This window comes from Ponticoccus sp. (in: a-proteobacteria), from assembly GCF_048381735.1.
Window position 1 is genome coordinate 237,255 of sequence record NZ_JBLXGL010000005.1, and the last position, 7,871, is coordinate 245,125.

7 protein-coding genes, 1 tRNA gene and 1 pseudogene are annotated in these 7,871 nt (G+C 66.8%); 4 read left to right on the forward strand and 5 right to left on the reverse strand.

Features of this window, described 5'->3' with window-relative positions; all coding sequences use genetic code 11:
* Position 1 precedes the first annotated feature (1 nt).
* A complete protein-coding gene (locus ACN5KJ_RS11960) occupies positions 2-2,218 on the forward strand; it encodes a PAS-domain containing protein (RefSeq protein ID WP_418594189.1) in 2,217 nt (738 codons plus the stop codon).
* Between the two features lie 24 nt (positions 2,219-2,242).
* Here the strand turns inward: ACN5KJ_RS11960 and ACN5KJ_RS11965 are convergent, their stop codons facing one another.
* Both ACN5KJ_RS11965 and ACN5KJ_RS11970 read right to left on the reverse strand, forming a co-directional pair.
* Entirely contained in the window at positions 2,243-2,521 is a 279-nt protein-coding gene (locus ACN5KJ_RS11965; RefSeq protein ID WP_347167690.1) for a hypothetical protein, read from the reverse strand.
* 257 nt (positions 2,522-2,778) lie between these two features.
* Positions 2,779-4,071, reverse strand: a complete 1,293-nt coding sequence (locus ACN5KJ_RS11970; protein WP_418594191.1) for an ATP-binding protein — start codon at positions 4,069-4,071, stop codon at positions 2,779-2,781.
* Between the two features lie 45 nt (positions 4,072-4,116).
* Between ACN5KJ_RS11970 and ACN5KJ_RS11975 the strand changes: the two genes are divergently transcribed.
* The 3 genes from ACN5KJ_RS11975 (at position 4,117) to ACN5KJ_RS11985 (ending at position 6,047) form a co-directional block, all read left to right on the forward strand.
* Positions 4,117-5,031 (forward strand): MBL fold metallo-hydrolase, encoded by a 915-nt coding sequence (locus tag ACN5KJ_RS11975; RefSeq protein WP_418594193.1) that lies wholly within the window; start codon positions 4,117-4,119, stop codon positions 5,029-5,031.
* Positions 5,032-5,101: 70 nt separating this feature from the next.
* A tRNA-Asn gene (locus tag ACN5KJ_RS11980) sits at positions 5,102-5,176 on the forward strand.
* A gap of 484 nt (positions 5,177-5,660) precedes the next feature.
* Entirely contained in the window at positions 5,661-6,047 is a 387-nt protein-coding gene (locus tag ACN5KJ_RS11985; RefSeq protein ID WP_418594195.1) for a hypothetical protein, read from the forward strand.
* Positions 6,048-6,157: 110 nt separating this feature from the next.
* Here ACN5KJ_RS11985 and ACN5KJ_RS11990 read toward each other — a convergent pair.
* From ACN5KJ_RS11990 to ACN5KJ_RS12000, 3 genes and pseudogenes are all read right to left on the reverse strand, one after another.
* Positions 6,158-6,304, reverse strand: a pseudogene (locus ACN5KJ_RS11990) (transposase); the annotation flags it as partial.
* 188 nt (positions 6,305-6,492) lie between these two features.
* Entirely contained in the window at positions 6,493-7,305 is an 813-nt protein-coding gene (gene iolB / locus ACN5KJ_RS11995) for a 5-deoxy-glucuronate isomerase (protein ID WP_418594196.1), read from the reverse strand.
* A gap of 15 nt (positions 7,306-7,320) precedes the next feature.
* On the reverse strand, positions 7,321-7,871 hold a 551-nt coding region (locus tag ACN5KJ_RS12000), incomplete at its 5' end, for a thiamine pyrophosphate-dependent enzyme (protein WP_418594197.1).

The window sequence follows — 7,871 nt, forward strand, 5'->3', positions numbered from 1 at the left end:
CATGTCCCTGATCAATCCCTCCGACAGCCTCGAACGCCAGAACGAAAAACTTCTGCGCATCGCCGAGGCGCTGATGAACCGGGTCGAATACGGCGCCGAGAACTCTGGCGATGCCTATGCCCAGTTCGAACGCGCGGCCCTGCTGGAAAAGCGCGTCCGCGAGCGCACGCTGGAGCTGGAGCGCACGCTTGACCTGCTGCACCAGTCCAACGCCCAGCTGGCCGAGGCCAACCGCGAGACAGAGGCCGCGCGGCGCAATCTCGCCGACGCCATCGAGACCGTGTCAGAGGGGTTTGCGCTGTTCGACAGCGACGACGTTCTGGTCATGTGCAATTCGCGATTCTGTCGCGATTTCAGGGATATGACGCAGCATCTTCGTCCGGGGATGCCGTTTGCCTCCTACGTCGCCAAGGTCAGCCGCTCGCGCTATCTGGCACTGCCCGAAGACCTGACGCCGGACACATGGGCCGAACGGCGCAACCGCCGCCATCAGGACCGGCACGTGATGTTCAACGTCCAGCTGTCGCAGGGCCGCTGGTTGCAGGTGTCCGAGCATCGCACCGCCAATGGCGGCACGGTGGTGCTGCAAACCGACGTGACCGACCTGATGCGGCTGGAGCGGGCAGAGCGCGACCGGCTGAAGGACAAGCAGGCGCGCATGGTGCGCGCGACGCTCGACCACCTGAACCAGGGCGTGTGCATCTTCGACGATCACGGGCGGCTGGTGGGCTGGAACCAGAAGACCGGGGACCTGTTGTCCCTGCCCGCCCGGCGGCTTCAGATCGGCGCCGATTTCGCCGGGCTGATCGACCGGCTGGACGACGAGGTACAATTCACCCGCGGGCTGACGCGCGAGGGGTTCCGTCTCTGGGCCGCCTCGCCGCAACCGCGCCAGCCGGTCTCTTTCGAGATCCGGCGCGGGCCGCAGATGGTCTTGCAGATCTTCGGGCGCGGGATGCCGGACGGCGGTTTCCTCATGGCGATCACCGATGTCACCGCCGAACGCGAAGCGGCGCAGAAGCTGGCCGAGCTGAACGAGGTGCTGGAACAGCGCGTGATGGAGCGCACGCTGGAGCTGGAGGATGCGCTCTCCGCCGCCGAGCGCGCCAATGCCTCGAAGTCGCGTTTCGTCGCCGCCGCCTCGCACGACCTTCTGCAACCGCTGTCGGCGGCCAAGCTCTATGTCTCATCGCTGGCCGACCGGACCCAGAACGGCGCCGATCAGGCCGTGTTGCACAAGGCCGAAAGCGCCCTGACCAGCGCCGAACAGATCATCGACGCGCTGCTGGACATCTCGAAGCTGGACGGCGACGGGCTGCACTTCGACATTCGCACGGTCGCCCTGCACGAGATCTTTCGCCCGTTGCGCGACGAGATGGCGGTTCTGGCAGAGCGCAAGGGGCTGCAACTGGGCTTTGTCGACAGCGGGCTGATGGTGCAAAGCGATGCCAGCTACCTGCGGCGCATCGTGCAGAACCTGCTGGCCAATGCGATCCGCTACACCGATGCGGGCCGCGTTCTGGTGGGGGTGCGGCGCAACGGCGCCTCTGCCCGGATCGAGGTCTGGGACACCGGACCGGGCATCGCCGAAGAGGACCAGAACGCCATTTTCGAGGAATTCCGCCGCCTCGACACCAAGGCCAGCCGGAACGAGGGGCTGGGCCTTGGCCTTGCCATCGTCGAACGCGCCTGCGCCCGGCTGGGTCACCCGCTGGGGCTGTGGTCCGAGGTCGGGCGCGGGTCGTGCTTCATGGTCAATGTGCCGATTGCCGGGCGGGCCTCTGCCGCGGTGACGCAGAACCCGCGCAGCGCGCGGCCCGTCGGGCTGTCGCAGGCCGGGCTGATCGTGCTTCTGGTCGAGAACGACCCGCAACTCAGCCGCGCGGTCACGGTGATGCTGGAAAGCTGGGACGTCAGCGTCCTGCAAGCCGCTAGCGCGGAAGAGGCGCTGGCCCTGCTGGCCGACCTGCAGATCGTACCGGATGCCCTGCTGCTGGACTACCAGCTTGGCCCCGGCCCCACAGGGATCGGCCTCTATCACAGCCTGAAGGAACACATGGGCGCCCTGCCCTGCGCGATCATCTCGGCCGACCGCAGCCCGGAGCTGCGGCAGGATTGCAAGGCGCTGGACCTGACCTTCCTGCCGAAGCCGCTGGACCGGCACCGGCTGGGCCAGTTCCTGACCGCCGCCGCCGATGCCCTGTGCCGGATGGGCTGAGCCTCTGCCGCCATGGCAGCGGCGTTACATCATGCCCTTGCAACTGCGCGGAGAGTTCGGCAGGCCGATGTGCTTCGGGTTCAGCACGAGGATCCAGCGCGGCGGATAGCCCGGCGCCTGCGTGCGGCGATAGGTGCAGCCCTGCGCCGTGGTCATGTAGTCGCCCTGCGGCGCGATATAACCCTGCGTGCCGATGAAGGGCGCGGCCTGCGCAAAGATCAGGGTTTTGGGCGTCTCGGCCTCTGTTGCGGTCAGGGACACCAGCCCCAGAGAGGCGGCGGCGACGAGTGTTGTCAGGCTCATGATGTCTTGTCTCCTGTGGCATGGGGGACGCGCGCAGGCATCCGTGCGGGCCGCCGGGCAGCGCCGCCGACCACGGGGAAACTCGCCGACCGCGGCGGCGGAAAAGCGGCGCCATCACGTCGGATCCGTGTCTCAAACCCTTGATTTTACGAAAACTATAGCGGGTTTATGCCTGTTCCATCGGGCCTGCGACGCGTCGTGCCGACAACACCCAAGCCGCGGCCAGACCGTCCTGTCCCACCGGTCTGGCGCGCGGGTCAAAGCCCGATGACGATATCGGCGCGCAGCCCGCCCATATCGGGGCTTTCCGACAGCCGCAGCACGCCGCCATGAGCGCGCGCGATATCGGCGGCGATGGCCAGCCCCAGCCCCACGCCAGAGCCCCGGTCCTGATTGCGCGCGGGGTCCAGCCGCACGAAGGGCCGCAGCGCCTTCTCGCGATCCTCTGGCGCGATGCCCGGGCCGTCGTCCTCGACCCGGATGCGCAGGGATTTTTCGCTGACGGTGACGGACACCCGGCAGGTCTTGGCGTAGCGCCGCGCATTGGCCACAAGGTTCTGCACCGCCCGCCGCAAGGGTTGCGGATGCAGAGGCACCTCGCCCACGGGATCGCCGGGCGCCATGGTGACCGCCTGCCCGCCGCGCTGCGCATCCTCGACGACGCCGCGCACCAGGGCCACCGGGTCGACCGGCTCTGCCAGCCCCTTCTCGGCATCGCCCCGGGCGAAATCCAGAAAGGCGTCGATCAGCGCCTGCATCTCTTCGACGTCCCGCTCCAGCGGTTCGCGGTCCGCGTCGTCAAGCAGCGACAGCCCCAGCCGCAGCCGCGTGATCGGCGTCCGCAGGTCATGGCTGACCCCCGACAGCATCATGGTGCGCTGCTCGATATGCCGTTCGATCCGCGCCCGCATGTCCAGGAAGGCATGCCCCGCCGCGCGCACCTCTGTCGCCCCCGAGGGTGAATAGCGCATCGCCCGCCCGCGCCCGAAGGCCTCTGCCGCCGCCGCCAGCCGGGTGATCGGGCGCAGCTGGTTGCGCAGGTACAGGAAGGCGATCAGCGTCATCAGCGCGCCGAAGAAGAGCATGTTCACGAACAGCTGGTGCGGGTTCGAGGCAGAGACCCGCTCACGCGCCGCCTCGGCCCGATAGAGGACACCGTCGCGCCGGATATACAGCGTCACGCCGTAATCGTCCGGCAGCATCACCCGCTCCAGCCCGGGAATGTGGGCGTTCAGCTCGCGGATGACCACAAGCCCGGTCAGGTCGAACCAGCGCCGCTGGTTCGCGACGGGAAGCGCCTCGGCCTCGACCCGGTGCAGGTCGATCCCCAGCAGCCTTTCCCCGGTGTCATCCTCGCCTTTCGCTTCCAGCGCGAAGGTCACGGCCCGCGCCAGTTCCCGGCTCAGCTGTTCCGTGACGCCTTCGAAGTGGCGCTGGATGAAGACCACGGAAACCACAAGCTGCAGGGTCACCACCGGCAGGATCAGGATCGCGGCGGCGCGCCCGTACAGGCTGCGGGGCATATATCGTTTGAGCCATGCAAAGGTCATGGGCTACATCTACCGCGCCCGACCCCCATCGAAAAGGTTTCCCGCATGCAGGACCCCCAACCCGCGTTCCGTCCCGAACCCGGCATCGCCGAGGACCTGGAACCCGGCCTGCGCCGGATCCTGGCGCCCAACCCTTCGGCGATGACCTTTCGCGGCACCAACACCTATCTGCTGGGGACGCGCGGGATTGCGGTGATCGACCCCGGCCCCGACAGCCCCGGGCATCTGGAGGCGATCCTCGCGGCCCTGGGGCCAGGCCAGCATGTCTCGCATATCGTGGTGACCCACGCGCATCTCGATCACAGCCCCCTCGCCGGTCCGCTGGCGCAGCGCACCGGTGCGCCGGTTCTGGGCTTTGGGCGCCACGATGCCGGGCGCAGCGCGGTGATGCAGAGGCTGGCGGCCGAGGGGCTGGTCGGCGGCGGCGAGGGTGTCGACGCGGGCTTTGCGCCGGATATCGCGCTGGCGGACGGTGCGCTGATCGCCGGGGACGGCTGGCAGATGCGCGCGCTGCACACCCCCGGGCACATGGCCAACCACCTCTGTTTCGACTGGCAGGGCCGGCTGTTCTCGGGCGATCTGGTGATGGGCTGGGCGACCTCGCTTGTCTCGCCCCCGGATGGCGACCTGACCGCCTTCATGGCTTCGCTGCGACGGCTGGGGACCGAGCGCTGGCACAGCCTGTACCCGGGCCACGGCGCCCCGGTCACCAGCCCGGCGGCGCGACTCGCGGACCTGCTGGCACACCGCGAAGGCCGCGAGGCCGAGATCCTCAGCGCCCTGCGCGCCGGTCCCGCCACGGCCGCAGGCCTCGCCGCGCAGATCTACCGAGAGGTTCCGCGCCAGCTACTGCCCGCGGCCGAACGCAACGTCCTCGCGCATCTCATTGATCTGGTAGAGAGATCCCGGGTTCAGCCCGTCGAAACCCTCAGCGCGGCGGCCCGTTTTTCCCTGCTCTGAAAGAAACTGAAAAATATGTGACAAAAGCCTCTGGACGACCGGAATCTTGGTTGCTATACGGCCCGCATGTTCCGGCGTAGCTCAGCGGTAGAGCAGTTGACTGTTAATCAATTGGTCGTAGGTTCGATCCCTACCGCCGGAGCCAAAAATCTCGCAAGAGACTGATTTGGCAAAAGAACCACTCCCTCGGGAGTGGTTTTTGCGTTTCTGGTGCACACCAGTACTCAACGTCGGGCACAGGCTCGTGCACGGTCGCGCCTCCGTGGATGCCCGGGAAGTTTTCGGTGGCAGCCAAGTGGCCGGAGTCGCACATACCCCCCTCCTTGAAAAACGCCCCTCGGGCGGTGCTTTCCACCGCCGGAGCCCGGCGAGGACTGTTGAGATATCGAACCTTGATCAAGGTTCTGCGCTCTGCTTCTCGCTGCGTACCGACGTCCTCTCCGAGGCGAAAACCCTCACTCGCACCCTGACGGCGCTCACGGACCTGGGTTTCGCCGTGATGACGGAGAGACGCATGGCCCACCTCGACGCAGACGGCCCGACCCTGTCGACAGAACCGGCGCGCTGCCAGATCGCCCTGCACGAGGAATCCCGCGCAATGGCCGACCCACGCTTGGAAGTGCCCGCGAATGCAACTGCCGCGGCCGAGCGGGTCCCCGGTCGATAGGACGGCTGCACGGAGTGCGGCAGAAAACGACACGGCGGCCTCGACACCTGCCGTGCGTCGCATCGGCGCACCGGCAGTGGACGACGAGACTGCCTTCCGTCTCACGTTGCGGCTACCCTGGCTCGGGAACATCGGTCTGCGCGACCTGACCGGCGAAATGCGCCAGATCCTCCGGGGAAAGCCTCGCGGAATCAGCATTCAGGAGGTAATCGCGCTCATGTGGCAGCGGAAATGCGCGGGCTATGGTCAGGATTTCTCCGTCCAGCAGATCGGCGACGCGGTCGCGGGCAAGAAATTCAAGAGCGGCAGCGCGGGTAATCCCCCGTTTTTACGGGAGGCGTGGACGTAGAGTTTACGCAGCCATTCTTAGTTTCCGGGCGTGTGTTGTGCCGCCATTGCCTATGTCCGGGCGTTTGGTGTTGCAGGACCGGAGCCACCCGGCAGCAATCTGCTGCACCTCTCCTCCGCCATCTTTTTCCCCTCGGAAATCAGACACGTATCCATCCCGCCGTATTTGGCCCGCCACTTGTACAGGGTGGCACCGCGCATGCCATGCTCGCGGCACAGCTCGGCAGCTGGGACATCCAGCTGGCGCAGCACGTCCATGGTCTGGGCTTCGGCCAATCACGTCTGCTCATCGGACTCTCCTTGTTCATCCTGCCGAGAAAAGTCCGCTTCCGCATCGCTTTGACATCACGGGAGCTTACCCCTCCGATACCTCCAACCCGCCCTGTTTCGAGCGCCACTTGCAGAACCTTGTTTCGAGAACAGGCCAACCTCAAGCCGCAGGCGCCTCAGGGGAGCCGGTCGCGCTCCATGATCCATTCGACCTCGGGCGCGGCAACGAAGCGCCAGTTGCGGCGGGGCCCGGCCATGACGTTGAGATAGTACATCTCGAAACCATACGGCGCGCCGCAGGGGTGGTGGCCGCGCGGTACGCAGACCACGTCGCCGTCATGTACGGCCATGGTCTCGTCGAGCTGAAGGTCATCGGTATAGACCCGCTGGACCCCGAAGCCGTTCGTCGGGTTGAGGCGGTGATAGTAGGTCTCTTCGAGGTAGGTGATGCGCGGGAAATCATCCTCGTCATGGCGGTGGCTGGGGTAGGACGACCAGTTGCCCGCCGGGGTGAAGACCTCGGTCACCAGCAGCGCATCGCAGTAATCCTCGCTCTCCATGGCGATGTTGTTGATGAAGCGCGTGTTGCTGCCGGTGCCGCGCTGGGTCAGCGCGATCCTGTCCGGGCCGATGCGCCGCGCCTCGTGACCGCCCTTGCCGGGGGCGCTGCAGACCGCGATGGTGCAATCGGTGGTCGCCTCGGCGCGCCAGTCGGTGCCGTTCGGCAGGTACAGACAATGCGGCGGCGTCTTCTCGAAAACATTCATGCGTTCACCCAGCTCGCCCCAGTCGCGCCCCGCGCCGGACAGCCGGGCCTTGCCCTCGACCATCACGAGGATGACTTCACGCTCTCCCGTGGCCTCGGCGACGGTCTCTCCGGTCCGCAGGCGGTGAAGGCTGAACCCGACGTACCGCCAGCCCGCGCTTTCGGGCGTGATGCGGTGAACTTCGCCATGGGTGCCGAAGGGGCGATGCAGAAGATGGCTCATGTTCTGTCCTTTCCGTCAGTTGACCAGCCGCGCATTGGCGATCTGGCCGAGGTATTCCTGAAACCGCTCCCTTTGTTTCGGGCGTTCCGACACCTGCGGCACGGCCACGTCCCAGAAGAAGCCGTGGTCGCCGGCGGAGGTCTCCAACCCCGTGCCGGGGAAGTCCTTCGCCATGGTCTCGATGACGATCACCGTGGGGATGTTGCGGCTGCGCGCCGCGGCAACCTCGGCCTCCAGCGCGTCGGTGCCCGCCACCTTCACCGCATGGGCGCCCATCGAGGCCGCATGCATGGCGTAGTCGATCTCGGGCTGCACCTCGACGTTGCAGTCGACGTACATGTTGTTGAACGGCTCGCCGCCGCAGCCCATGGTCTGCAGCCGGTTGATGCAGCCGTAGCCCCGGTTGTCCGTCAGCACCACGGTGAAGGGGATCTGCCGCATGACCGCCGTTGCAAGCTCCGAGTTCGCCAGCATGTAGCTGCCGTCACCGACAAAGCAGATCACGTCCCGCTCCGGTGCGCCGAGCTTCAGCCCCATGGCACCGGCCACCTCGTACCCCATGCAGG

Coding starts and splice junctions, on each gene's coding strand:
- ACN5KJ_RS11960 (WP_418594189.1), top strand. CDS start 2: ATGTCCCTGATCAATCCCTCCGACAGCCTCGAACGCCAGAACGAAAAA.
- ACN5KJ_RS11965 (WP_347167690.1), bottom strand. CDS start 2,521: ATGAGCCTGACAACACTCGTCGCCGCCGCCTCTCTGGGGCTGGTGTCC.
- ACN5KJ_RS11970 (WP_418594191.1), bottom strand. CDS start 4,071: ATGACCTTTGCATGGCTCAAACGATATATGCCCCGCAGCCTGTACGGG.
- ACN5KJ_RS11975 (WP_418594193.1), top strand. CDS start 4,117: ATGCAGGACCCCCAACCCGCGTTCCGTCCCGAACCCGGCATCGCCGAG.
- ACN5KJ_RS11985 (WP_418594195.1), top strand. CDS start 5,661: ATGCAACTGCCGCGGCCGAGCGGGTCCCCGGTCGATAGGACGGCTGCA.
- iolB (WP_418594196.1), bottom strand. CDS start 7,305: ATGAGCCATCTTCTGCATCGCCCCTTCGGCACCCATGGCGAAGTTCAC.